The following is a 25,260-nucleotide window of genomic DNA, read 5'->3' on the forward strand; positions in this document are numbered from 1 at the left end:
GGGCGCCCGCACTGCTGAGGTCGGCCCGTCGGCGGGATCCGGGGTCCGGAGCGCCCCCCGCGCGCCCCGGACCGTGGACCCCCCGTCCCCCCGTCGTCATTCAGCTCTTCGGCGCCTGGGCGGAGCACGGGTCGAAGTGCCGCGGTCGTAGGCCTCCGGCATATCGACCGTAGTCGGCGCCCACGGGTTCCCCCGAAGGCATGACCTGTGCTCCTGTTCCGCCCATGGGCACGTCCCTGTGCCCGGTAGGCTCCCGGCACAGACAGCTTCGCCGGAAACCGCGGCGGTCTGGTGGGGTCGGGTGTTGCCAGCGGGTATGTGGCAACACCGGCCGGGTGGCGCGTTGTTGGGGGGATGGCCATCGAGCACGACGGATTCGGTGCCGAGTTACGGCGGCGCCGTATCGCGGCCGGCATGTCACTGAGCGAGCTGGCCGGCAAGGTGTACTGCAGCCGCAGCTTCCTGAGCCGCGTGGAGAACGGACGCCGCAGGGCGTCCCTGGAGTTGGCCCAGCTCTGCGACGAAGTCCTGGACGCCAAGGGCGCGTTGGTCGGGCTGGCACCGCTGCCCGGCGCGGACCCGGTGCCCAGGGCGGTCCGGGGCGGGGCGGTCGAGCCGCTCAAGTCGCCCGGGCGGAGCGGGCGTTCGCCTCAGGCGCAGGATCGCGCCGAGTTCCGGCGGCTGCTGCGGCGCGGTGACCTCAGCCATGCCGCGGGCGAGATGCGGGAGGCCGAACGGCATTACACGGCCGCGTACCGCAGTGCCGAGGGGGAGCCGCGGGCGCAGGCCGAGGCCGTGATCAGGATGGCCCGTCGCTGGTCCGATCCCGGGCAGGTCGACCGTGAGCTGATCCAGTCGCTCAAGGGCTGTCTGGCCGCGCTGGAGGGCGACGAAGGCCCCGAGGCGGCGGGGCTGCGGCTGCGGCTCGAAGCCCACCTCGCGAAGAAGATGTCCCTGGCGGTGAGCCAGGACACGGCTGCGGGCCTCGCGGGTCCCGCCGAGGGCGCGCGGCTCGCCGAGGACACCCTGCGCCGATTACCCGTGGACGGCGACGACGAGGTGCGCTGCGAGGTCCTCACCGAATGCCGCTGGGCGCGCTACGACTTCATGACCGCCCCCGATTCACTGACGCTCTCCGAGCGACTGCGCGAGGCCGCGGCCCGGCAGGACTCGACGTACTTCCGCGGTGAGGCCCTCATGGCCGTCGCCGTCGACCAACTGCGCAACGGCAGGATCTTCAGCGCGCTGGCCACCGCGAACCAGTACCGCAAGCACGCCGCGGACACCCACAGCGCCCTCGCCCTCTGGCAGCGGCACACCCTGGACGCCCTGCTCGACCTGTGGCACGGCCGGTTCGAGGCCGCCGCCGAGTGGATCTTCGTGGAGTCCCTCAAGTTCATCGACCTGCTGCGCGCCGACTACGCGGTGCCCGCCGACAACCTGACCCAGACCCGCCTCGGCCAGGCCTACTGGCTGCTGCGGCAACAGGGCAGGCTGGCCGAGCTGTTCACCTCCGACCTGGCCGGCGATGTCGAGCGGCACTCCTACTTCCCGGTCTGGCGGGCCGGTCTGGCCCTCGCCCTGTGCGAGACAGGGCAGTACGCCGAGGGGGCGGACCTGTTCCTCGGCTGTGTCGCCGACGTCGACCGGTTCCCGCCGTCGGGCTGGGCGGTACCCGCGCTCGTCCTGCTGGCGGAGGTCTGCGCGGCGCTGGACCTGGAGGGCGGATTCGAGACGGAGCTGGCGCAGGTGCTGCCCGTGCTCCGCGCCCGTCTCGCCCCGCACGACGGCGAGCAGATCGCCCTGGGCGGCTGGCCCACCGTCCTCCTCGGCCCGACCGCCCGGGCCCGCGGTCTGCTCGCCCTGGCCGCCGGGGAGCCGGAGACCGCCCTCGAACACTTCCGGCAGGCGGCGGTCCCGGCCCGCTCCTCCCAGCCCGAACTCGCCCGCCTCCGCCTGGCCCAGGCCCGCGCGCTGCGCCGCGCGGGCGGCCCGGGCAGCGAGCCGCACGCCGTCCGGCTGCTGCGGGAGGCGGCCCGCGGGGCGGAAACCTACGGCATGACCTGGCTCGGAGGGCAGAGCCTGGCCCTGTTGGAGGCACCGGGGCGGGCGTGAGGGCGGGGCGCTGCCCGTAGCCGTCGTCCGGCGCCGCCCAACGACCCCGGAAGTCGATGGAATTGGTGTGCATGGACCGTGTTCATGCTGTGAACTCGGTCACATCTGCTGCCGGGTTGGGCACCTCGCCCCCGACACCCTCGCGGTGCCTCAGGCGTCACCCGAACCACCCTCTGCCCCGCACCTCACCGTGGGTAGTCAGCCAAAACGTCTTCGTGGGTGGGGAGTTCGGTGCGGAGGGCATCGAATTGTCTACGCGCATAGTGTACTGAGTGGCCTAAACCTGTGTGTCTGTCGCGTTCGCGGCGTCCCTTGACCCGGGTCGGATGGCTCGGTTTCATACCTAACCAACTGCGCGGGGGGCTCGGGCGCCCGTCGTGAATCCGCAGGGTGTCCTTGGCGTTCCTGGCGTGCTGCGCCGTCAACTCCCCAGTGTGTGCAGGCGTGTTGACGTGTCTGTCGGCCCGTTCCGACGCGTCGCGCGTCACCCCGGAAAGGAAATCGCCGGTGTCGCAGTTTCTCACCGCAGCTCCTCTTCTCCACCGTGCCGCCGGATGCCGGTGGGCGAGGTGAGCAGACATCGGGGTACGTCCGTGCAGACGGGAAACGGCGCCGGTCGGGGACGCAGTATCCGCGCCTCGCTCATCACGCTCGCGGTGGTGCCGGCGGCGGCGATGGTCCTGCTGTGGGTCAGTGGCTCGTTCGCGCTGTTCGACCAGTGGCACAACGCCAACAAGGAAGGGCAGTCGGCGAAGACCACGTACGCCCTGCTGCCGGCGCTCGGCGAGTTCCAGAAGGAACGGCGGCTCACGGTCGGCATGCTGGCCTCGCACGGAAGCCCCGCCGCCCTGGCGGCGCAGCGGCGCAGGACCGACGCCGTACTCGCCGGATTCCGCGCGGCGGACTCCGCGTCCGGCAGTGACGGATCGGCGCAGTACCGGGCGCAGTTGGCCACCGTACGGAAGCGGATCACCGCGCTGACCGCCGAACGGACCGCCGTCGACGACGGGAAGAGCAGTCGGCAGCAGGCCTACGCCGCCTACTCCGACGCCGTGTCGTCGGCGCTGAACCTCTTCGGGACGCTGAGCGCCGACAACGGCGACGCGGCCACCGCGGCCGACGCCGGCCATGCCCTGGCGTTCCTGCGCGGGGCGGAGGCGCTCTCCCAGGAGGAGGCGATCCTCGACGGAGTCGCCGCGTCCCGGACGCTGAGCGTCCAGGAGCGGTCGGCGCTGGCGGCCGCCCAGGCGGTCCGGGTCTCGGTGCTGTCCAACGAGGTGGCGCCCTACCTGCCCACGGACCTGGGCGCGGAGCTCGGCAAGGTCACGGGCGGCTCGGACTGGGCCGCCATGACGGCCTTCGAGAAGACCGTCGCCAATGCCTCCGCCGCGCACGACGGCACCATCGGCGTGCCCGCCGTCGCGGCCTCCCGGGCCGCCGCCCCGGGGCGGGTGTCGGGCGCGGTGCAGGCCGTGGAGGGTCAGTTCCTGGGCAAGGTCACCGCGGACTCCGACAGCCGGACCCACCAGGTGCTCGTCAAGGCACTGCTCGGCAGCGCCCTCGCGCTGGTGGCCGTGCTCGCCGTGGCCCTGCTGTCCTGGCGCATCACCCGGTCCCTCATCGGCCGGATGTTCGGACTGCGCGCGCAGACGCTCGAACTGGCCGAGGAACGGCTGCCCGAGCTGATCACCCGGCTGCGCACCCAGGGCAAACGCGCCGAACTCGACGACCTGCCCGAACTCGACTACGGCACCGACGAGTTGGGCAAGGTCGCGGACGCGTTCAACAGCGCCCAGCGGACCGCCGTGAGCGTCGCGCTGGAACAGGCCTCGCTGCGCGAGGGGGCGCGGCTGGTGTTCCACAACATGTCGCGCCGGATCCAGCTCCTGGTGCACCGTCAGCTCACGGTGATCGACTCCATGGAACGCAAGGAGCAGGACCCCCAACTCCTCGCCGAGCTCTACCGGGTGGACCACCTCGCCACCCGGATGCGACGCAACGCGGAGAGCCTGACCGTGCTGTCCGGCGCGGCGCCCCGGCGCCGCTGGAAGCACGCGGTACCGCTCGCGGACCTGCTGCGCAGCGCGGTCTCGGAGATCGAGGGCTACACCCGGGTCGTCGTAGAACCCCTGCCGTCCATAGCGGTGTTGGGACCGGCGGTCGGCGACACGATCCACCTCATGGCCGAACTCATCGAGAACGGCGTCACGTTCTCCCCGCCGCACACCGAAGTACGCGTACGGGCACTGCCGGTGGCGCAGGGCTACGCCGTCGAGGTGGAGGACCGGGGCCTGGGCCTCTCACCCGACGAGTACGCGGCGGCGAACGAACTCCTGCACCACCCCAAGGACTTCAGCTTCACCACCCTCGGCGAGGACCCCCGCCTCGGTCTCTTCACCGTCGGCCACCTCGCCCACCGCCACGGCATCACAGCCAGCCTCCAAGCCTCGTCCTACGGCGGCTCGCTGGCCGTAGTCGTCATCCCCCATACCCTCACCGAATCGGCCGCCGACACCACCCCACCCCCGTTCGACACCCGAGCCGAACGCCACCTGGCATCGGTCACCGGCCCGGACACGGGCCCGACCCCGACCATCCGCACCGGCATGACATCCACCGGCATGCCGATGCGCATCCGCACCGCCCCACCGACCCCCTCCGACACCACACAGCTCCACGAGCCCGGACCGGTCGCGGACTCCCGTGCGGCGGGGGCGTCCGGAGGCCTCGGTACGGCGGGAGTGCAGGCGGGTTACCGGGAGGCCGGGTCTTTCGGGGGTTCCCGTGATGCGGGCGCTTCCGTAAGTCCCCCTGCTGCCGGGTCCTCGGTGGACTCTCGTGCTGCCGGAGGTTCTGCGGGTCCTCGCGGGGCCGGGTCTTTCGGTGAGCCCCGCGAGGCTGGGTCCGTATCAGGTCCCCGTGCGGCTGGGGCTTCGGCGGACTTCCGTGCTGCCGGAGGTTCTGCGGGTTTCCGTGAGGCCGTGTCCTTCGGGGACTCCCACGACGGTGGGGCCTCAACTGGCCCTCGTGCGGCCGGGCCTTCGGCGGACTCCAGTGTCCTCGGAGTTTCTGGGGGTTCTTACCAGGCCGGACCGGTTGGGGACTCCCGTGAACGTGGGGCTTTCGGGGACTCCCGTGTCGCCGGCGCTTCCGCGGGTTCCCGCGAGGCCGGGTCCTACGGGGGCTCCCGCGACGGCGGGCCTCCAACTGGCGTACCCCGTGCGGACGGATTCGCGGTTGATCCACGCGAGAGTGGCCCCGCTGGGGTTGGTGCCTCTGCGGGGCCCGGTGAAGTCGGTTACTCCGCAGGCCCCCGTGCGGCCGGGTCCTCGGTGGACTCCCGTGCCGCCGGAGCTTCCGCAGGCCCCCGTGGGGCCGTGCCGTTTTCGGGGTTTCGTGGGGGCGGAGCCTCCGGGGAGACCCGCTCGGGGGGCTCTTCGGGGGAGTCCCGGCCGGGTGGGGCATCCGGCGGGGCCCGGGTCGGTGGTTCCGGGCGGTTGCCGCGGCGGGTTCGGCAGGCTCATCTCGCGCCGCAGTTGCGGGAGCGGGCCGTTGAGGACGGCGGCGAGTACGGCGCGTCCGAGCGGCGGCCGGAGCAGGCGCGGTCGATGCTGGCCGCGCTGCGGGACGGTACCCGGCGGGCCCGCGCCCAGGAAGAAGTCCCCATGCCTGCCTGGCCGACCTCGCCACGAGAAGAAACCCCCGCGCCCGAACGGCGCCAGTTGCCCACCCGTCCCCGTCCGACAAGGAACACCCCATGACCGCGCCCAACACCACGCACGGCGGACTGGCCTGGCTGCTGGACAACCTGATCGAGCGGATCCCCGAGACCCTGCACGCCATCGTGCTCTCGGAGGACGGTCTGCTCGTCGGCTCCTCCGAACGCCTCGCCCAGGACGACGCCGAGCAACTCGCCGCCATTTCCTCGGGTGTTCACTCGCTCGCCCTGGGCACCAGTAGGCACTTCGGCGGCGGACGCGTACAGCAGACCGTCATCGAGATGGACGACCTCTTCCTCTTCGTCACCACCGCCGGCGGCGGCGCCCGCCTCGCCGTGCTCGCCACCTCGCAGGTCGACGTCGGCAACGTCGGCTACGAAATGACCATGGTGGTACGGCAGGTGGGCCAGTTCCTCAGTGCGGCCCCCCGGTTCCCCGAGCCCGAGTACAGCGGCGCGCCCTTCGCGGGTGAGCATGAATGAGACATTGGTCCGAGGAAGATCCCTGGGCGGACGAAGACCCCGCGCTGCTCGTCCGCCCGTACACGGTGACCGGCGGCCGCACCCCGACCGCCCACACCGGCATCGAACTGATCACCCTGATCAGCACCGTCCGGCCACCGACCCGCGACCAGCGCCTCCAGCCCGAACAGAACCGGCTGCTCGCGCTCTGCCGTACGCCCACGGCACTCGTCGAGGTCGCCGCCCGGCTGGACCAACCCGTCGCGGTCATACGGGTGTTGCTCGATGACCTCCTGGACAACGACCTCGTCTCCGTCTCCCCGCCCGCCGCGGCCGGTACCCCCGACGCCCGTTTCCTCCAGGCAGTGATCGATGGCATACGCAGAATCTGAACGCCGCGCCACCACGGTGGCGCCCAACGCCGCGACCGCCAAGATCCTGGTCGCGGGCGGCTTCGGCGTCGGCAAGACCACCCTCGTCGGCGCGATCAGCGAGACGACCCCGCTGCGTACCGAGGAACTCATCACCGAGGCCAGCGTCGGCATCGACAACCTCGCCGGCGTGGAGCGGAAGACCACGACGACGGTCGCCATGGACTTCGGCCGGATCACGCTGAGTTCGGCCCTCGTGGTCTACCTCTTCGGTGCGCCGGGGCAGGACCGGTTCTGGTTCATGTGGGACGACCTGTCCCGCGGCGCGCTCGGCGCGGTCGTCCTCGCCGACACCCGCCGACTGGAGAACTGCTTCCCCTCCGTCGACTTCTTCGAGCACCGCGGCATCCCCTTCGCCGTGGGCGTCAACTGCTTCAACGGCATCTGCGAGGAGGACCCCGAGGAGATCCGTATCGCCCTCGACCTCGCCCCCGACATACCGCTCGTGCTGTGCGACGCCCGCGACAAGGAGTCGGTGAAGACGGTGCTGCTCGCGCTGCTCGAACACGTCATGAGGGGCCTGGCGGCGGAGGCCTCCGGCGACCGCCAACCGGTATAGCCCTACGGCTCTACGATCAGGAAGGCTTCGTCGCCGTCACCGCCGTCGCGGTCAGCGTGCCGTCGCACTCCGCGAACTCCCCGTCGTCCAGTGCGACTTGGTGCGCCCCGGCGCCGGGCAGCCCGATCACCATGGTCGGATAGAGAACCGGCGCCGAACCGGACTCGCAGTACCCGTCCCCCTCGCCCTGCACCTGCACGAAGGTCAGCTTCAGCCACGCCCGGCCGCCGGGGGCGAGCCGCACGGGGGAGGCGGAGCCGATGGGGGTGACCTCCAGGGGCACGTTCAACTCCGGGGAACCGTTCGCCGCGCCGGCGACGGTGGGGTGCCCCCGCAGAACACACGCCTTGCCGCCGGCGTTCGTGAACTGCACGACCGCCGCCCCGGTCCCGGTCCCCTGCGGACGATCGGCGGCCTGGTAGGCACGCGCCTTCAGGGAGCCCGCGGCACAGGTCTTCACGGCCGTACCGGTGGGCTGCGAGGAAACGGGAGACCCGGTGCTGGAGCCGGCGCCGGTGTCTGTGTCTGTATCGCCCGGCTGACACCCCGTCACCACCAACACCGCCGCCGACAACGCGACCACCGCCGCCGCGCCCCTACGGATGCTGCTCTTCTGCATGACGTCCCCCGAGTTCCGTTCGTGCGACCGGACGTGCCGGCATTTCGACGGGGGAGACAGAGCAGGCCGTATGCGCGGTTTCTCCTGTGCGTTTGCTGTGTCTTTACTGTGACGGGATCGGGACCGGGACCGCCAACCCCCGCCCCTCACCCGCACGTTGGACTGGTCAGCCGGTCGGCCTCCCCTCCGTCCCCGGCTCGAAGCTCGCGAAGTACGCCGCCGCCATGTCCTCGTCCCCGTGCCCCTGTGCCGCCGCCCGCGCGAAGCGTTCCGCGCCTGCCGCCGCCACGTCGAGGCGGACTCCGTTGGCCGCGCCGGCCTGGACGATCAGGCGGGCGTCCTTCACGGCGGTGGAGACCGCGAAACTCGCCGGAGTCAGCCGGTCTTCGAGGATGGCGGCCGACTTGGCCTGGAGGTAGCCCATGTCGAGGGGGCCGCCGGCGATGAGGTCGAGGAAGTTCTGGGGGTCGACGTCCAGGCCCTTGGCCAGGGCCAGGGCTTCGCCCGCCGCGTTCGTCACCGCCAGGACCCAGCTGTTGGCCACCAGCTTCAGACGGGTCGCGGTGGCCGCCGCGCCGTCCTCGCCCACCCACATCGTGCGGGCGCCGACCGCGTCGAAGACCGGGGTCACCGTGTCGCGGCCGGTCGACGGGCCCGCTGCCAGGACGGTCAGTTGGCCGGCCTCCGCGGGCTGGCGGGTGCCGAGCACGGGGGCGTCGTAGAAGACGAGCTCGTGGCGCTGGGCGAACGCGGCCAGTTCGGCCACCGATTCGAGGCCCGAGGTCGTCGACTGGATCCACGCGGCGCCGGGGCGCAGGACGGGGGCGGCCTCGCGCATCACGTCCAGCACGGTGTCGCCGTCGTAGAGCATCGTGAGGATCACGTCCGCGTCGCGGACGGCCTCCGCCGCGGTGTCGGTGACGTGCGCGCCGTCGGCGGTGAGGGGTTCGGCCTTGGCGCGGGTGCGGTTCCAGGCGTGGACGGTGTGTCCGGCGCGGGCGAGGTTGCGGGCCATCGCGGCCCCCATGATTCCGGTGCCCAGGACGCTTACGGTGAGCTTCTCGGTGGTCATGACTCGGCTTTCGTCCTCGACGATGTTGTCGCTACCAGGGTGCCAGGTGGTGCGCGCCCGGCCCCTCGCCCGGCCGGGCGCGCGCCGCCGTCAGCCGGTGACCGTGAACCAGGTCGACCGCGACTTCTGCCACTCCGGGTACGAGAGGTCCTTCGCCTCGGTGCCGTCGCCGTACAGGTCGGCCGCGCCGTCGTCGGTGATCAGCTGGGCGCGGGCGCCCGCGACCGTCAGGTCCGGCACGTCCACGACCGCCTCCCAGGCGCCCGGGTCCGTGGTCGGCAGATCGCGCAGCTTGACCGGCTGGTCGGCGGCGTTCCCGGTCCAGGAGTAGAGGGCGTACGGGTCGGAGTTGTCGTCGGCGGCCCAGGAACCGGCGACGATCAGATACTGGTTCGCCGCGTTCTTGCGGATGTCGCGCACCGAGAGGCCGCCGAGGTCCAGCTCGATCGGCGTGCCGAAGGCCGCGGCGGTGCCGTTCGCGACCACCTTGTCGATGTTGGTGACCGGGACGAGGAGCGCCTTGCCGCCCGCCACCGCGGGGGCGAGCGGCGCCCGGAAACCGAGGTACGCCGTGGTCGTCGAACCCGGCGCGAACTCCAGCCCCTCCACGTTGAACCCGTCGATCTCCTTGGGGATCTCGCCGTCCGCGGTGCCGGCCGCGAAGCCGTACTTGTTCCCGTTCGCCTTGTCCCAGGCCACCAGGTCGTCGCGCAGCTTGCCGTACGAACTGCCGTAGGACAGCGTCGTGTCGGCGCCCGTGCCGGTCACCTTGGTGGTGAAGACCGTGTTGCGGGCCGCCTTGTACTCGCCGTCCTTGTTGTTGCCGAGCGAACCGGTCCAGTAGATCGTGTCGCCGACACGGGCCGCGCCCTCGATGTCGATCTCCTTGTCGACGCCGATGTCGTCGCTGAAGTCCCAGGTCCTCACCGGCGCGCCGGATGCCGAACGGTCGTACAGGCGAAGGACGTTGGACTCGTCATCCGCTACGACGACATAGCCTCCGCCCACGTCGACGGCGGCGGAGGCGTCGCTCGATCCGGTGAAGTAGCGGGTGTCGGCGGGCTGTTGGACGGCCGCCGAGGCGGCGTAGTGGAGGGTCTTGGTGGCCGTCTTGCCGCCCAGGCCCGTGACCTTCACCGTGAGGTCGGTGTAGCCCTGCGCGGCCGCGGTGACGGCGAGTTGGCGGGTGCCGGCCGTGCCGGTGACGGTCACCGCGCTCGTCGGTGCCACGGACGTCTTGCTGCTCTTGCTCGCCGCGACGGTCAACGCGCTCGCGTCCGCGCCGCTTTGAGCGACCGTCACCTGGACCGTCGGATCGCCGACTCCGCCCACCGCGCCCGAAAGGTACGTGGCCGAGAGGGAGATGGTCGGTGTGCCGTAACTCGCCGCGTGTGCCTGGCTGTTCAGGCCCAGGGCGGCGAGGGCGAGGCAGGTGCCCGCCACGGCGACCGTCCTGCGTCCGTTGGAGAGAACTCCGTTGGAGAAAGTTCCGTTGGAGGAAACGTAGTCCTGCACGGGGACCCCTTCGTCGGCTCGGTGTCGACGAGAAGGCTCAGTGGATCTCACCAACATCGCGGGGCGCGGGCAGGTCCTGGGAGTGAACAACGGCGGACGGCCCGAGGGAGCGTTCCATGACCCTCGCCAGATGGCCGGTGAAGACCTCCCGCGTGTCCGGGGTCAGCGTGCGCAGCGCCACCAGCGCGGTGATCACGACATCGCACAGTTCGCCCTGCACGTCGTCCCAGGTGTGCGTGACGCCCTTGCGCGGATTCTGGCCGGTCGCCCCGATCACCGCCTCCGCGACCTCGCCGACCTCCTCGGACAGCTTCAGCATGCGCAGGAGCAGGCCCTCCCGGCCGTCGAGGGGCTGGGTCGTCTCCAGCCAGGTCCAGAGGCTGTCGATGCCGGCCCAGAGGTCGGCGGGCCGGTCGTTCCGATCACTCATGGACCCAGCCTGCCATCACCGCCCCGCGCGTCCGTCCTCCTCACGCGCCTTGCTCGTCGAACAGGGTCTCCTGCCCGTCCTCCCACCCGTCCTTGGACGTCTCCCGCACCCTCCTGTTCCGCAGGCCGACCACCACGGCCGTCGCCGCCCCGGTCGCCGCGAGCGCCAGCGGGACCATCCAGCCCCGGTTCACCGCGTGGCCGAGCGCCTGGTCGAGGGAGAGGCGGCCCGGGCCGGTGATCGCGAGGCCGGCCGCGGTCAGGGCCAGGGAGGCCGTGTACTCGTAGCCGCCGCCCTGCACGAAGAAGCCGTTGGGCGCCTGTACGGCGGTCGCGCCGACCATCGCCCCGGCCGCCGCGGCACCCGCCGCGGGAGTCGCCAGACCGAGCGCGAGGAGCGTGCCGCCGCCCGCCTCCGCGAGACCCGCCATCACGGCGCTCTGCCTGCCGGGGGAGTAGCCCATCGCCTCCATGGCCTCCCCGGTGCCCTCGATCCCGCCGCCGCCGAACCAGCCGAACAGCTTCTGCGCGCCGTGCGCGGCCAGCACACCGCCGGTACCCAGCCGGAGCAGCAGCAGGCCCAGATCACTTCGGTCGTAACAGCTCACGGTGACTCCCGGAACGCTCAGCAGGAACAGGTTCCCCTCCGAGTCCCCACCGTCGCACCGTCGACACCCACCCGGCCCGTTCGGGCCGCCGTTCGGGTGGCGGGGGCCCGGGAACGGTGTGAGTCTGACCGGCATGACGATTCAGACGTCCAAACTCAGCGATCCGGCCGTCCGGGCCTTCGTCGGCGCCGTCAACGCCCATGACCGCGACGCCTTCCTGGCGCTCCTCGCGCCCGGCGCGACGATGGCGGACGACGGCTTGGACCGTGACCTCGCCGAGTGGATCGACCGGGAGATCTTCTCCTCGCACGGCCACATGGAGGTCGACCGGGAGTCGAACGGCGGGCGGGCCCTGGTCGCCCGCTACTCCAACGATGCGTGGGGCGAGATGCGGACGCGGTGGAGTTTCACGGTGGGCGAGGACGGCAGGATCGCGCGCTTCGAGACGGGGCAGGCGTAGAGGTTCGATTCGGCGCGGGCGGAGAAGTTCTGTTCCGGACCTTGACCTGAAGCGCACTCCAACTCCTAGCGTGCACAGGCATGGAGACGCAGACACACAGGACCCTCGGCCGTACCGGAATCGACGTGAGCGCTCTCGGCTTCGGCTGCTGGGCGATCGGCGGTGAGTGGCAGGACGCGGACGGGCAGCCGTTGGGCTGGGGCAAGGTCGACGACGAGGAGTCCGTACGGGCCGTCCGGCGCGCCCTGGACCTGGGGGTGACCTTCTTCGACACCGCCGACACCTACGGCGCGGGGCACAGCGAACGCGTCCTCGGCCGCGCGCTCGGCAAGCGCCGGGACGATGTCGTCGTCGCCACCAAGTGGGGCAACGTCTTCGACGAGGACACCCGCACCCTCACCGGCGCGGACGACTCCCCGGAGTACGCCCGCCGCGCCCTGACCGCGTCGCTTCAGCGTCTCGGCACCGACCACATCGACCTGTACCAACTCCACCTGTCCGACGCGGACGTGTCGCGTGCCGCCCAACTTCGCGACCAGTGCGAGGAGTTCGTACGGGAGGGGCTGATCCGGGCCTACGCCTGGAGCACGGACGACCCCGCCCGCGCCGCCGTGTTCGCCGAGGGGGAGCACTGCGCGGCCGTGCAGCACGCGGCGAACGTGTTGCAGGACGCGCCCGAGATGTTCGCCGTGTGCGAGGAGTTGGGGCTGGCCAGCATCAACCGCAGCCCCCTCGCGATGGGCCTCCTCACCGGAAAGCAGGCCGCGGGACGGGTGTTGGAGCCCGGCGACATCCGCAACACACCGCCCACCTGGATGCAGGGCTTCAAACAGAACGCCGGCGCCGACGAGGAGTGGGCCGCCCGAGTGGACGCCCTGCGCGAGATCCTCACTTCAGGCGGCCGCACCCCCGCCCAGGGCGCCCTCGCCTGGCTGTGGGCCCGCAGTCCCCGCACCATCCCGATCCCGGGCTTCCGCTCGGTCACCCAGGCGGAACAGAACGCGGGAGCGATCGAGAAGGGGCCGCTTACCGCTGGGCAGTTGGCGGAGGTGGAGCGGGTGCTTGGGAGGTAAGGGGGGGTGGGGGAGGGGGGAAGGGGCGGCTGCCCGTGGCCGTAGAAGACCCCGCCCGCAACCCCGAAGGGCCGCCCACCACCCGGCAGCCGGCCGAATCGACCGGTTGCTGGGTGGCGGGCGGCCCCCCTGGAATCCAGGTACGGGCTCAGTACCCCTGGTTGCCCTGCTGTGCGAACTGGCCGCCCCTGCTCTGTTCGGTGAGGGTGATCTGGCCGGCCTTGATGGTGGCCAGGCGCGGGGCGCGACGGGCGATCGACGAGTCGTGGGTGACCATGATGAAGGTCAGGCCGTACTCGTGCCAGAGGCCTTCGAGGAGGCCCATGATGTCGTCGCGGGTGCCCTCGTCGAGGTTGCCGGTGGGCTCGTCGGCGAGGAGGACCTTCGGCTTCTTGACCAGCGCGCGGGCGATCGCGACGCGCTGCTGCTGGCCGCCGGAGAGTTCGGAGGGTGCGTGGCGGAGGCGGTCGCCGAGGCCGACCGAGGTGAGGGCCTCGGCGGCCCGCTCGCGGCGTTCGGCCGGCTTGACGCCGAGCGGGACCAGGGCCGTCTCGACGTTCTCCTGCGCGGTGAGCGTCGGGATGAGGTTGAAGGACTGGAAGATGATGCCGATCTTCTCGGCCCGCAGCCGGGTCAGCTTGGCCTCGCTGATGGTGGCGAGGTTGACGCCGTCCAGCTCGACACTGCCCTCGGAGGGACGGTCCAGGCCGCCGATCATCTGCAGCAGCGTCGACTTGCCGCCGCCGGTGGGGCCCTGGATGACGAGCTGGTCGCCGTCCTCGATCGTGAGGTCGACGCCGCGCAGCGCCTCGACCGTCTCCTTGCCCCGCGTGTAGCGCTTGGTGACGCCGGTGAGCTTGTACATGGGATCTCCGTCGGATACGTCTGTGAAGAAGAGGGACGGGGCGCCGCCGCCCGGGGGGAGTGGAGGCGGCGCCCCGGATCAGGGGGCAGCGACTAGGAGACGCTGCGCAGGGCGTCCGCCGGGCGCATCCGGGAGGCGCGCCAGCCGCCCATCGCGCCGGCGATCAGACCGCCGGTGACGGCCAGGCCCACCGCGAGGGCGATGGTGGTCAGCGAGACCGGGGCGTTCAGCGCGATCTGCAGGGTGTTCGACGTGGCCTGCTGGCCGGGTCCGCCCTGGCCGCCGGGGCCGCCGCCCATGCCGCCACCGCCGCCGGTGGAGCCGAGCTGCGCGGTCAGCTTGGGGCTGATCGCGGTGACCGCGTAGGCCGCCGCGAGGCCGAGGGCGATACCGAGGGCGCCGCCGATCAGACCGTTGACCATGGACTCGCCGACGACCTGCCGGGTCACCTTGCGGCTCGGCCAGCCGAGCGCCTTCAGCGTGCCGAACTCACGCACCCGGCGCGACACGGCGGACGAGGTGAGCAGCGCGGCGACCAGGAACGCGGCGATCAGGACCGCGATGGACAGCCACTTGCCGACGCTGGTCGCCAGGTTGGAGGCGGTGGACAGCGAGCCGGAGACGGTGGACGCGAGGTCGGCGGAGGTGGTGACCGTCGTACCCGAGATGTTCTTCTGGATCGTCGACTTGACCGTCGAGATCTGCTTGGAGTCGGTCGCCTTGACGTAGATCGTGGTGACCTTGTTCTTCGAGTCGCCCAGCGTCTGCGCCTGCTTCAGCGGCAGGTACACGTCGATCGTGGACTCGCTGCTGTTGGGCGTCGCGATGCCGATGACCGTGAACTTGGTGCCGGAGATCGAGAAGGTCGAACCGACCTTGTACTTCTTCGACTTGGCGTACGACTTGCTGACGACCGCGACCTTCGCGTTGGTCTGCGCGGTCGTGAACGTCTTGCCCGTGGTGATCTTCGACGTGGACAGCGGGCCGAGCGCCTGGTTGGTGACGTCGATGCCCGCGACCGAGTACGAGTTCACGTTGAAGTTGGCGCCGCCGCCCTGCACCTGGGGCGCGCCGGTGGAGCCGGTGGAGCCGCCGCCGGGACCGCCCTGCTGCCCGGAACCGGTGGAACCGGAGGTGGTGGAGGACTTCGCCTTGCCCTGCGTGAAGGAGCCGTCGACCTTGGTGACGTTCAGCGTGAGCGCGCCGACCGCGCTGGACACGCCCTTCTGCGCGGCGACCTTGGTGACCAGGGAGGACGCGAGGGCCTGACCGCCCTGCGTGTTCACCCGGTCCGAGCTCTGCGAGCTGCTGCTGCTCGATGTGGCGCCGAACTTGAAGCTGGGACCCTGCGAGCTGCCGGCCTTGGGGGCCGACTGCGCCTTGGTCACGGTCATGTCGGTGCCGAGACCGTACAGAGACTTGAGGACCTTGTCCTGAGCCTGATTCATGCCGGCCGACACCGAGTTGACGGTGATGACCAGCGCGATACCGAGCGCCAGACCCATCGCGATGACCAGGGCCGCCTTCTTGCGCCGGCCCAGCTCGCGCTTGAGATAGATGCCAAACATCCCATTCCCCAAAGGTTCTTGGCGCCCGCTGTGGGCGCGGCCACAAGCTATGGAGGAACCTTTGAGTCGACCTGAGTAAAGGATGTGCCGGAGCTGAGAAAAAAACGTCCGAAATCAGAATTTCGTCAGACAGCTCATTCCTAAGCTGTGGAGGGCTTCCTGCCAGGAAACCCCTGTTCAATAGCCTGCTGAAATGGGTTCTCGGTCACCTTTTCGGCAGCCGGTGACCGACCCCGCCGTGCACCGTCCCGGCCCGATTTTGTACGGTCCCGGGATGCGCGATTCCTCTCGGCTCACCCGGCGTGCCGCTCTCGGCCTGACCGCCGCAGTCCTGCCCGTTGCGGCGGCCTCTCCCGCGTCCGCGGCGACGGCGATAGGCGGTGAGCGTCTGGCCCGCGACGGGATCCAGGTGGGCAGCGCCGCCGGTCTGCCCAAGAAGCTCACCGCCCGTTCCTGGCTCGTCGCCGACCACCGGACGGGCGAGGTGCTCGCCTCGTACCGCGCGCATCAGCGCCTCGCGCCCGCGTCCACGCTGAAGATGCTGTTCGCCGACACCGTGCTGGGGAAGTTCGAGCCGACCCGGACGTACCGGGCGACCGACGCCGACCTGGCCGACGTCCCCTCGGGCTCCAGCCTCGTCGGCGTCAAGCCCGGAATCCTGTACACCGTCCACCAGTTGTGGCAGGGCGTCTTCCTGCGCTCCGGCAACGACGCCGTGCATGTGCTGGCCCACATGAACGGCGGGATCGCGAAGACGGTCGCCGAGATGCAGGCCAAGGCGAAGGACCTCCAGGCCCTGGACACCCATGTGGTGAGCCCGGACGGCTTCGACCACCCGGGGCAGGTCTCGTCGGCGTACGACCTCACCCTGTTCGCGCGGCACGGGCTGCACGACGAGGACTTCAGCGCCTACTGCTCCACCCGCACCGCGAACTTCCCGGCCGGCGGCAAGAAGACCTTCCAGATCCAGAACACCGACCGCCTGCTCACCGGGGCGTACGGACTGGGCACGTACCGGGGCATGATCGGCGTGAAGAACGGCTACACCAGCCACGCCGGCAACACCTTCACCGGCGCCGCCACCCGCGACGGCCGCACCCTCCTGGTCACCGTGATGCACCCGGCCAATGGCGGCAACGAGGTCTACAAGGAGACCGCCGCGCTGCTCGACTGGGGCTTCGGCAAGGGGAGTTCGGCGCCGGCCGTGGGCACGCTGGTCGATCCGCTGAGCGAGGGCGGGGCGAGCGCGAGCCCGACGCCGTCCGGGACGGGCGCCAAGGGGGCGCCGGGAGCCACCGGCGCGGCGGCCTCGTCGTCGGGCGGGCCCTCGCCCTGGCGGCTGCTGGAAGGAGCGGCGGGGACGGTCGCGGTGCTCGCGGGCGGCGCGTTCGCGCTGCGCAGGCGGCGGGCCGCGGCGGCGAGCGCGGCCGAGGGCGAGGAGAAGCAGGGGAGTTGAGCTGTGCGACAGCCGTTCCACCGCCCGGTGCGAAACCCCGCGGTCCCACGCGAGGTCCACCCCCACCCGGGCAGTGGAACGGCTGCCGCCTCCCCCCTCGGGAATGGTCTGCGGAAGCTTCGTGCTCCAACTGTGAAGCTTTGGTGGAGAAGAGTTGAGCATAAGTCAGCAAGCAGGCGCAATGGTGTGGACGGTCAAATTCCGCTTGTGCAAATCGACTTAGCCACGGCCCACGTACGGCATCGCGGTCGCCAGCACCGTCGCGAACTGCACGTTTGCCGCGAGCGGCAGCTCCGCCATGTGCCGGACCGTGCGCGCCACATCCGCGACATCCATCACCGGTTCCGGGGCTACCACCCCGTTGGCCTGCAACGCCCCGGTCTCCATCCGCCGGGTCATGTCCGTCGCCGCGTTCCCGATGTCGATCTGCCCGACCGCGATCGAGTACGGCCGCCCGTCCAGGGACAGCGACTTGGTGAGCCCGGTCAGCGCGTGCTTGGTCGCCGTGTAGGCCACCGAGTGCGGCCGGGGCGTGTGCGCGGAGATCGACCCGTTGTTGATGATCCGCCCGCCCTGCGGCTCCTGCTCCTTCATCTGCCGGTACGCCGCCTGCGCGCACAGGAACGCCCCGTTGAGGTTGGTGTCCACCACATGCCGCCACGCGTCGTACGGCAACTCCTCGACCGGCACCCCACCGGGCCCGAAGGTCCCGGCGTTGTTGAACAGGAAGTCCACCCGGTCGAACCGCTCCACCGTCGCCGCGAACAACGCGGCCACGTCCTCGGGCCGCGCCACATCCGTCCCTACGACGAGTGAGGCGCCCCCGGGCACCAGCGCGGCCGTCTCCTCCAGCGTCCCGGTGCGGCGGCCGGCCAGCGCCACCGACCAGCCCCCGCGCAGCAGTTCCACGGCGACCGCGCGGCCGATGCCGGAGCCCGCGCCGGTCACCACGGCGATCTTCGATTCCTCTGTGTTCATGGGCCGCAGCCTACGAGTCAGCCCTCGTGCGGATACCGCACCCCGATCCGCTCCCGCACCGCGTCCAGCGTCCGCATCACCGCGAGGGTGCCGTCCAGCGGCACCAGCGGCGACTCCCGCTCACCGGCCCGCAGCGCCCGCATCACCTCGGCCGCCTCGTGCCGCAGCGTGTTGCGCGGTCCGTCGGCCGGGTCGAGGACGAACTCCTCGGGGTCGCGGCCGTCCCGGTGCAGCACGAACCGCTCGGGGTGGAAGAAGCCGTCCGGGATGTCGATCCGGCCCAGCGCACCGGTCACCGACGCCGACGTCCCGGTACCGCCGGAGATCGAGCAGTGCAGCGCGGCCAGCGCGCCGCTCTCCCAGGAGAACAGGGCCGCGGTCTGGAGATCGGCGCCCTCGGGGGAGAGCACGGCCGACGCCTTGATGTCGGAGGGCTCACCGAGCAGCAGGTGCGCGAACGACACCGGGTACACCCCGAGGTCCAGCAGCGCGCCGCCGCCCTGCGCCGGGTCCCGCAGCCGGTGCGCGGGCGGGAAGGGACCCGCGAGCCCGAAGTCGGCCTGGACCGTGCGGACTTCACCGATCGCGCCGTCGTCGACGAGGGCCTTGAGACGCCGGATCAGCGGATTGCAGTACATCCACATGGCCTCCATCAGGAAGCCGCCGCGCTCGCCCGCCAGCGCGACCAGCTCCACGGCCTCGCGGGAGTTCAGGGTGAAGGCCTTCTCGACGAGCACGTTCCGTCCGGCCTCCAGACAGAGACCGGCCGCCGCGCGGTGCGCCGAGTGCGGGGTGGCGACGTAGACGACATCGATGTCCTCGTCGTGCGCCAGCGCGTCCCAGCCGCCGTAGGCCCGCTCGATCCCGAACCGCTCCGCGAACGCCTTCGCCGACCCCTCCGACCGCGAGGCGACCGCGGCCACCTCGGCGTCCGGCAGATCGACCAGTGCCGCCGTGAACGCCGCCGCGATCCCACCGGTCGCCAGGATTCCCCAGCGCACGCTCTCTTCCGTCATTGCGGCCCCACCCTCGCTCACCAGACCATCGGCACCCTGTACGAGCTGAGAGCATAGGTGGCGGATCACCCGGAGAGTCCGGAGACTTCGGAGAGGGAGGGGCACATGCCCGAGCAGGGGGCGCAGGCGCCGAGCGTGCCGGGGTCCGTCGTACCGTCGTCCAAGGCGACCCGCCGCGCCGGTCTCCTCACCGTCCTCGTCCTCGGCGGCCTCACCGCGACGCCCCCGCTGTCGATGGACATGTACCTCCCCTCGCTCCCGGAGGTCACCCACTCCCTGCACGCCCCCGCCGCGACCGTCCAGCTCACGCTCACCGCCTGCCTCGCCGGCATGGCGCTGGGGCAGTTGGTGGTCGGCCCGATGAGCGACAAGTGGGGCCGCAGACGCCCCCTGCTGACCGGCCTCGTCGTCTACATCCTGGCGACCGCCCTGTGCGCGCTCGCACCGAACGTGGAGTCGCTGGTCGCCTTCCGGCTGGTGCAGGGACTCGCGGGCGCGGCCGGGATAGTGATCGCCCGGGCCGTCGTACGCGACCTGTACGACGGCGTCGCCATGGCCCGCTTCTTCTCCACCCTCATGCTGGTCTCCGGGGCCGCCCCCATCGTCGCGCCGCTCGTCGGCGGCCAGATCCTCCGCGTGACCGACTGGCGGGGCGTGTTCGTGGTCCTCACCGGCGTGGGCATCGTGCTCACCACCCTGGTCTGGACCCGCCTCCCCGAAACCCTCGCGCCCGCCGACCGCCACGCGGGCGGCACCACCGAGGCCCTGCGCGCCATGCGCACCCTCCTCGCGGACCTCCCCTTCACCGGCTACATGCTCACGGGCGGCTTCGCCTTCGCCGCCCTGTTCGCCTACATCTCCGCCTCCCCCTTCGTCGTCCAGGAGATCTACGGCGCCTCCCCGCAGACCTTCAGCCTGCTGTTCGGCGTCAACTCGGTCGGGCTGGTCGTGGTGGGCCAGATCAACGGAAAGCTGCTGGTCGGCAGGGTCTCCATGGACAAGGTCCTGGGCGCGGGCCTGGCGGTGGTGGTCGTGGCGGCCACGGCCCTGCTCCTGATGGCGACGGGCGCCTTCGGCGAGGTGGGCCTGGCCCCCGTGGCCACCGCCCTCTTCGTCCTGATGTCCGCGATGGGCGTGGCCCTCCCCAACGCCCAGACCCTCGCCCTCATGCGCACCCGGCACTCCGCCGGCTCCGCCTCCGCGCTGCTCGGCACCTCCTCCTTCCTCATCGGCGCGATAGCCTCCCCGCTCGTCGGCATCGCCGGCGAGCACACCGCCGTCCCGATGGCCGTCGTCCAACTGGTGGCCGCACTGGTGGCGGCGGCCTGCTTCATGGGAATGTGCCGTCCTTGGAACCGTTCTTGGAACACACGTACGACTGTGGAGGGAGTGGGGAGCTGAGCGCCCCGAGACTGCGCATCGACACCCCGGAACGGGCCGGCCTCGACCCCGAGGAACTCGGCCACCTGGTCCGGGAGGTCCACGACCTCACCACCGGCGACCGGCCCTGGGCGCCGGGCACCGCCGTGGTCGCCGGCCGCGGCCCGGTGATCGCCGTGGAGGAGGCGGCGGGCTGGGCCGTTCGCTACTCCGCCTACGACCCCGAGGCCGACACCGGCGTCGAACTGCCGACCGCCTCCCGTGTCCCGGCCACCGTCGACACCCCCTTCGACCTGGCCTCCCTCACCAAGCTCTTCACCTCGGTCGCCGCCATGCAGCAGATCGAGCGCGGCACCCTCGGCATCGACGCCCGCGTCGGCGCCTACCTGCCGGACTTCGGCGCCGCCGCCCGGCACGGCATCACCGTCCGCCAGCTCCTCACCCACACCTCGGGCCTGCGCCCCGAACTCCCGCTGTACGACTGTGCCGACGACACCGAACGCCTGTCGATGCTGCGCACAGAGGCCCCGCTGGAGGAGCCCGGCACCTACCTCTACTCGGACCTCAACCTGCTCCTTCTCCAGTACGTCCTGGAACGCGTCAGCGGACGCACCCTCGACGTCCTGATCCACGACGGGATCACCCGCCCGCTGGGCATGACCTCCACCGACTTCGGCCCGTGCCCCGGCGCGGCGGCCACGGAGGACCAGCGGCGCCCGTGGGCCAAGGTGGACCGGGGCATGCTCCGTGGCGTCGTCCACGACGAGAACGCCTGGGTCCTCGGCGGGGTGGCCGGCCACGCGGGCCTGTTCTCCACCGCCCGCGACCTCGCCGTCTTCTCCCGCACCCTCCTGGCAGGCGGCTCCTACGGCCCCGCCCGCATCCTCGGCGCCGACTACGTGGAACTCCTGCTGACCCCGCCCGGCCTGGGCTTCGGGGTCGACCAGGCCTGGTTCATGGGGGAGTTGGCGGGGCGGGGCGCGGTGGGCCATACCGGTTTCACGGGCACGTCGCTGGTCCTGGACCCGGCGACGGACACGTTCCTGGTGCTGCTGGCGAACACGGTGCATCCGCGGCGACGGGGGTCGGACAGTGGGCCTCGGGCGGCGGCGGGGACGAGGTTGGCGCGGGCGGTACGGGGTTTTTGACGTCCACTCTTCGATGCCCGAGTCGGGTGGTGGGCGGGCATAGGTTCGGGGGTCTGGGGGCGGAGCCCCCAGGGACGCCCACCTAGGTACCGGCCCACTTAGAATCGGCGGGTGAACGACCCCGTACCCCCGGCCGAAACCCTCCGTACCGCCCTCGCCAGGCTCCTCGACGGCCTCCCGCCCAGGCAGGCCACCGGAGCCGTGGAACGCCTGATCGGCAGCTACCGGGGCGCCACCCCGACCGACGCCCCGATCCTCAGGGACCGCGCGGACGTCGTCGCCTACGCCGCATACCGGATGCCGGCCACCTTCGAGGCCGTCCACTTCGCGCTGGAGGCGTTCGCGGACGCCGTACCCGAGTGGACCCCGCAGGGCCACGTCGACATCGGCGGCGGCACCGGCTCCGCGACCTGGGCCGTGACCGCCACCTGGCCCGGCGACCGCCCGGTGACGGTACTCGACTGGGCCGAACCCGCCCTCACCCTCGGCAAGGAGCTGGCGACCGCCAACCCGGCCCTGCGGAACGCCGGTTGGCGACGCGCGAGGATCGGATCGGCGCTCACCCTCGACCCCACCGACCTCATCACCGTCTCCTACGTCCTCAACGAACTCACCGCCCCCGACCGGACCGCCCTCGTCGACGCCGCCGCGAGCGCCGCTCAGGCCGTGGTGATCGTCGAGGCAGGCACCCCCGACGGCTACGCCCGCGTCATCGAGGCCCGCGACCGACTGATCGCCGCAGGCTTCCACATCGCCGCCCCCTGCCCGCACAGCGCGGCCTGCCCGATCGTCCCCGGCGAGGACTGGTGCCACTTCTCGGCGCGGGTCAGCCGCTCCTCCCTGCACCGCCGGGTCAAAGGCGGCTCGCTGCCGTACGAGGACGAGAAGTTCAGCTATGTGGCCGCCGCCCGCTTCCCCGTGACACCGGCCGCCGCCCGGGTCGTACGGCGTCCGCAGATCCGTAAGGGACAGGTGCTCCTCGACCTCTGCGAGAGGGACGAGCAGCTTCGCCGTACGACGGTCACCAAACGTCACGGCGACCTCTACAAGGCGGCCCGGGACACGGACTGGGGAGACGCCTGGCCGGACAAATCGTGACGATATGGGGTCCTGCCTCCCGGGATGCGGGATGGTGGGACCATAGGGGTAGTTCTCCGCACAACAACCGGGCGGGAACAGCGGGACAAGAGCAGCAAGGTGACAACAGCGGGGCGAGGAGATAGATGAGCGCGACGTTCGGTGGCCGGAGCGGTCGGCAGGGCAAACTCTCCTCGTGGCTGCGCGGACGCCGCCCGCAGGAGGCCGCCGACGGCAGCGGGCGTGAGGCGCTGCTGCTCGCCGCCGCCGGAGCGGGACTGCCGCTCGCGCCCGCCGCGCACCCGGCCCCGGGCTACCGGTGTTCGTGCGACCGGGTGGGCTGCCCCACCCCGGCCCGGCACCCGGTGTCGTTCGCCTGGCAGACGCAGTCCACCACCGACCAGGCGCAGATCGAGCGCTGGGCCCGCCATCAGCCGCAGGCCAACTTCATCACCGCGACCGGCATGGTCAACGACGTCCTGGACGTACCCCTCGAAGCGGGCCGCGAGGCGCTGGAGCGGCTGCTCGCCGCCGGTGTCGAGATCGGCCCTGTCGCCGAGAGCGACGACGGCCGGCTCCTCTTCTTCACCCTCACCCGCGGCACCCCCGAGGACGAGGACGAGTGGTGGCCCTGCGAGCTGGACTGCCACCCCGAGACGATGGACGAGCACCCCGGGCTGCGCTGGCACTGCCGCGGGTCCTACGTCCTCGTACCCCCCGCCCGGCTGCCCGGCGACAACCAGTCGGTGCACTGGGTACGCGGCCCCGAGCATCCCCTGCCCGACCCGCTGACCCTGCTCGAAACCCTCACGGACGCCTGCGCCCGGTACGCCGGCCAGCAGCCCGACCACACCAACGCGTCCTGGCCCCTCGGTCGCTAGCGGCCTAGCCTCCCTGCGCCGAGGTAAGCCCCTCGATCCGCCCCAGCACCGACACCTTGCCGCCCCGCTTCGGGTCCAACGCCACTTCGTTGGAGACCAGTTGGAGGGTGAGGGACTGCTGGACCTCGCCCGTCGTCAGGGCCTGTACGTCCTTGCTCTGGGCCGGCACCGACGTGCCCGCCGCCGCGGTCTCCTTCTGGAAGTAGCGCGTGGTGAAGAACACCAGCGCCCCGCCGTCCGCGGTGCGCAGCGCGAGAGGGGCGTAGTCGCCGCTCGTCAGCGGTTCGTCGAGGTACTGAGTGGCCAGGCCGGGCTTGGAGGCGCTCTTCGCCCGGTCCGCGCGCCACGCGCTGGTGTGCGTGCCGTCCGCGAAGTCCGTCCCGCCGTTCTTCAGATACGCCGCATAGCGCTGGCTCAACCGGCCCGGAGCGACGGCCAGTTCGGCCGAGTTCGCGGGCACGGCCTCGGCCCAGCCGTCCTTGTCGGTCTTGAACTTCGGTACGGCGTCGGGTGCCAGCAGCGTCAGATACGCCGCCTGCCAGGGCTCGGCCAGGTCGTCGCGGGTGAACACCAGGATCCAGCGGGCGCCGCCGCCCTTGTTGGCGGCGGTGTCGGCGACGAACCAGCGCGGCCAGCCGGCCTTCTTCGGGATGGTGAACTTCGCGTCCGACAGCTCCAGCGGGGAGTAACTCGCGTTCCCGGCCGGGGAGTTGGTGTGCCCCGCCTTCAGTCGCGCCGCGTCGATGTCACCGAGCGCGCCGGTGACATGAGCGGCGTCCAGGGAACTGTCGTACGCCTTGTCCGCCGCGTTGTACGCGGTAGTGAACTGCCGGAGCGCCTTGGCGGCCTCGGCGCGGGTGGTCGCGGGGAGCACCTCGCGCTCGCCGTGCACCACCACACAACCGCTCGCCGTCAGCGACAAAGCGGTCACCGAGGCCGCTATCAGTACGCGCCGGTCAAGCCTGCGGAGCCTTCGAGGGCCGCGATCCCTGCTCATCAGGTGTCTTCACCTTCCCCTTCCCGGAGGCGAACCCTACCGGGGCGAAGAACAGGGCGAGCGTCGGGATCAGGTACAGCAGCCACACCGTGATCTGCAGGACCGTCGGGTCCGGCTGGAAGTTGAAGACGCCCTTCAGGAGGGTGCCGTACCAACTGTCCGGCGGGATGGTGCCGCTGATGTCGAACGCCAGGTTCGTCAACCCCGGGACCCAGTCCGCCTCCTGGAGGTCGTGGAAGCCGTAGGCCAGCACACCGGCCGCTACGACGACCAGCATCGCGCCGGTCCAGGTGAAGAACTTGGCGAGGTTGATCTTCAGGGCGCCCCGGTAGAACAGCCAGCCCAGCAGGACCGCCGTGGCCAGGCCCAGGGCGACGCCGACCAGCGGACGCGGGGTGCCGTCGCTCGCCGCGTGCACCGACGCCCACACGAACAGGGCGGTCTCCAGGCCCTCGCGGCCGACGGCGAGGAACGCGGTGGCGACCAGCGCACCCGTGCCCATCGCGAGGGCCGCGTCCAGCTTGCCGTGCAGTTCGGTCTTCAGATGCCGGGCGGTGCGCCGCATCCAGAACACCATCCACGTCACCAGCCCGACGGCGACGATCGACAGCGAACCGCCGAGCGCCTCCTGCGCCTGGAACGTCAGCTCCTGGGAGCCGAATTCGAGCGCGCAGCCGAAGCCCATCGCGATGAGCACCGCGACGCCGATGCCGATCCAGATCGGCTTCAGGGCGTCCCGCCGGTCCGTCTTGACCAGATAGGCGATCAGGATGCAGACGACGAGGCTGGCCTCCAGCCCCTCGCGCAGACCGATCAGGTAGTTGGAGAACACG

23 protein-coding genes are annotated in these 25,260 nt (G+C 71.4%); 12 read left to right on the forward strand and 11 right to left on the reverse strand.

Features of this window, described 5'->3' with window-relative positions; genetic code table 11:
• Positions 1–354 precede the first annotated feature (354 nt).
• From AB0M63_RS22580 to AB0M63_RS22600, 5 genes are all read left to right on the forward strand, one after another.
• Positions 355–2,115: a helix-turn-helix transcriptional regulator gene (locus AB0M63_RS22580; RefSeq protein WP_366020606.1), complete on the forward strand. Its 1,761-nt coding sequence runs from the start codon at positions 355–357 to the stop codon at positions 2,113–2,115.
• 593 nt (positions 2,116–2,708) lie between these two features.
• Entirely contained in the window at positions 2,709–5,876 is a 3,168-nt protein-coding gene (locus AB0M63_RS22585) for a nitrate- and nitrite sensing domain-containing protein (RefSeq protein WP_366020607.1), read from the forward strand.
• Positions 5,873–6,316, forward strand: coding sequence for a roadblock/LC7 domain-containing protein (locus tag AB0M63_RS22590; protein ID WP_355909300.1), 444 nt, complete (start codon positions 5,873–5,875; stop codon positions 6,314–6,316). Before AB0M63_RS22585 ends, AB0M63_RS22590 begins: the two co-directional genes overlap by 4 nt.
• Positions 6,313–6,687, forward strand: coding sequence for a DUF742 domain-containing protein (locus AB0M63_RS22595; RefSeq protein ID WP_355909303.1), 375 nt, complete (start codon positions 6,313–6,315; stop codon positions 6,685–6,687). The genes AB0M63_RS22590 and AB0M63_RS22595 overlap by 4 nt, the downstream gene beginning before the upstream one ends.
• Complete coding sequence (locus AB0M63_RS22600; protein WP_355909306.1) at positions 6,668–7,285, forward strand: ATP/GTP-binding protein; 618 nt, start codon at positions 6,668–6,670, stop codon at positions 7,283–7,285. The genes AB0M63_RS22595 and AB0M63_RS22600 overlap by 20 nt, the downstream gene beginning before the upstream one ends.
• Positions 7,286–7,301: 16 nt before the next feature.
• On the opposite strand, the gene AB0M63_RS22605 is transcribed toward AB0M63_RS22600, so the two are convergent.
• The 5 genes from AB0M63_RS22605 to AB0M63_RS22625 form a co-directional block, all read right to left on the reverse strand.
• The gene (locus tag AB0M63_RS22605) at positions 7,302–7,904 is read right to left on the reverse strand and encodes a DUF4232 domain-containing protein (RefSeq protein ID WP_366020608.1); all 603 of its coding nucleotides are present in this window, start codon (positions 7,902–7,904) and stop codon (positions 7,302–7,304) included.
• Positions 7,905–8,070: 166 nt separating this feature from the next.
• Complete coding sequence (locus AB0M63_RS22610) at positions 8,071–9,000, reverse strand: NAD(P)-dependent oxidoreductase (protein WP_366020709.1); 930 nt, start codon at positions 8,998–9,000, stop codon at positions 8,071–8,073.
• Positions 9,001–9,066: 66 nt separating this feature from the next.
• Positions 9,067–10,491, reverse strand: a complete 1,425-nt coding sequence (locus AB0M63_RS22615) for a hypothetical protein (RefSeq protein ID WP_366020609.1) — start codon at positions 10,489–10,491, stop codon at positions 9,067–9,069.
• Between the two features lie 37 nt (positions 10,492–10,528).
• Positions 10,529–10,921, reverse strand: coding sequence for a MazG-like family protein (locus AB0M63_RS22620; RefSeq protein WP_355909312.1), 393 nt, complete (start codon positions 10,919–10,921; stop codon positions 10,529–10,531).
• 40 nt (positions 10,922–10,961) lie between these two features.
• Positions 10,962–11,528: a DoxX family membrane protein gene (locus tag AB0M63_RS22625; protein ID WP_366020610.1), complete on the reverse strand. Its 567-nt coding sequence runs from the start codon at positions 11,526–11,528 to the stop codon at positions 10,962–10,964.
• A 133-nt stretch (positions 11,529–11,661) separates the two neighbouring features.
• Between AB0M63_RS22625 and AB0M63_RS22630 the strand changes: the two genes are divergently transcribed.
• Positions 11,662–11,988 carry a nuclear transport factor 2 family protein gene (locus AB0M63_RS22630; protein ID WP_355909318.1) on the forward strand — a complete coding sequence of 109 codons (327 nt, stop codon included), beginning with the start codon at positions 11,662–11,664 and terminating at the stop codon, positions 11,986–11,988.
• Positions 11,989–12,068: 80 nt separating this feature from the next.
• Entirely contained in the window at positions 12,069–13,061 is a 993-nt protein-coding gene (locus AB0M63_RS22635) for an aldo/keto reductase (RefSeq protein WP_366020611.1), read from the forward strand.
• Between the two features lie 148 nt (positions 13,062–13,209).
• Here the strand turns inward: AB0M63_RS22635 and AB0M63_RS22640 are convergent, their stop codons facing one another.
• Together AB0M63_RS22640 and AB0M63_RS22645 are read right to left on the reverse strand one after the other, a co-directional pair.
• The gene (locus AB0M63_RS22640; protein ID WP_355909322.1) at positions 13,210–13,926 is read right to left on the reverse strand and encodes an ABC transporter ATP-binding protein; all 717 of its coding nucleotides are present in this window, start codon (positions 13,924–13,926) and stop codon (positions 13,210–13,212) included.
• Positions 13,927–14,018: 92 nt separating this feature from the next.
• Positions 14,019–15,494 (reverse strand): FtsX-like permease family protein, encoded by a 1,476-nt coding sequence (locus AB0M63_RS22645; RefSeq protein WP_355909324.1) that lies wholly within the window; start codon positions 15,492–15,494, stop codon positions 14,019–14,021.
• A 274-nt stretch (positions 15,495–15,768) separates the two neighbouring features.
• On the opposite strand from AB0M63_RS22645, the gene AB0M63_RS22650 reads away from it, so the two are divergent.
• Positions 15,769–16,950 (forward strand): D-alanyl-D-alanine carboxypeptidase, encoded by a 1,182-nt coding sequence (locus AB0M63_RS22650; protein ID WP_355909325.1) that lies wholly within the window; start codon positions 15,769–15,771, stop codon positions 16,948–16,950.
• A 219-nt stretch (positions 16,951–17,169) separates the two neighbouring features.
• Here AB0M63_RS22650 and AB0M63_RS22655 read toward each other — a convergent pair whose 3' ends face one another.
• Positions 17,170–17,928 (reverse strand): SDR family oxidoreductase, encoded by a 759-nt coding sequence (locus AB0M63_RS22655; RefSeq protein WP_366020612.1) that lies wholly within the window; start codon positions 17,926–17,928, stop codon positions 17,170–17,172.
• A gap of 17 nt (positions 17,929–17,945) precedes the next feature.
• Positions 17,946–18,944 carry a Gfo/Idh/MocA family oxidoreductase gene (locus AB0M63_RS22660; RefSeq protein WP_366020613.1) on the reverse strand — a complete coding sequence of 333 codons (999 nt, stop codon included), beginning with the start codon at positions 18,942–18,944 and terminating at the stop codon, positions 17,946–17,948.
• A gap of 105 nt (positions 18,945–19,049) precedes the next feature.
• Between AB0M63_RS22660 and AB0M63_RS22665 the strand changes: the two genes are divergently transcribed.
• The 4 genes from AB0M63_RS22665 to AB0M63_RS22680 all read left to right on the forward strand — a co-directional run bounded on the left by AB0M63_RS22665 (position 19,050) and on the right by AB0M63_RS22680 (position 23,430).
• Positions 19,050–20,345, forward strand: a complete 1,296-nt coding sequence (locus AB0M63_RS22665) for a multidrug effflux MFS transporter (RefSeq protein ID WP_366020614.1) — start codon at positions 19,050–19,052, stop codon at positions 20,343–20,345.
• Positions 20,306–21,472 carry a serine hydrolase domain-containing protein gene (locus AB0M63_RS22670; protein ID WP_366020615.1) on the forward strand — a complete coding sequence of 389 codons (1,167 nt, stop codon included), beginning with the start codon at positions 20,306–20,308 and terminating at the stop codon, positions 21,470–21,472. The genes AB0M63_RS22665 and AB0M63_RS22670 overlap by 40 nt, the downstream gene beginning before the upstream one ends.
• Before the next feature lie 111 nt (positions 21,473–21,583).
• Positions 21,584–22,570 (forward strand): small ribosomal subunit Rsm22 family protein, encoded by a 987-nt coding sequence (locus tag AB0M63_RS22675; RefSeq protein ID WP_366020616.1) that lies wholly within the window; start codon positions 21,584–21,586, stop codon positions 22,568–22,570.
• Between the two features lie 125 nt (positions 22,571–22,695).
• Positions 22,696–23,430 (forward strand): bifunctional DNA primase/polymerase, encoded by a 735-nt coding sequence (locus AB0M63_RS22680; RefSeq protein WP_355909342.1) that lies wholly within the window; start codon positions 22,696–22,698, stop codon positions 23,428–23,430.
• A 4-nt stretch (positions 23,431–23,434) separates the two neighbouring features.
• Here AB0M63_RS22680 and AB0M63_RS22685 read toward each other — a convergent pair whose 3' ends face one another.
• Positions 23,435–24,427: a hypothetical protein gene (locus AB0M63_RS22685; protein WP_355909345.1), complete on the reverse strand. Its 993-nt coding sequence runs from the start codon at positions 24,425–24,427 to the stop codon at positions 23,435–23,437.
• Positions 24,387–25,259: an iron uptake transporter permease EfeU gene (efeU, locus tag AB0M63_RS22690; protein ID WP_355909347.1), complete on the reverse strand. Its 873-nt coding sequence runs from the start codon at positions 25,257–25,259 to the stop codon at positions 24,387–24,389. Before efeU ends, AB0M63_RS22685 begins: the two co-directional genes overlap by 41 nt.
• Position 25,260 lies beyond the last annotated feature (1 nt).

Origin of the sequence: Streptomyces sp. NPDC051576 (assembly GCF_040681835.1) — a bacterium.
GTDB lineage: Bacteria > Actinomycetota > Actinomycetes > Streptomycetales > Streptomycetaceae > Streptomyces.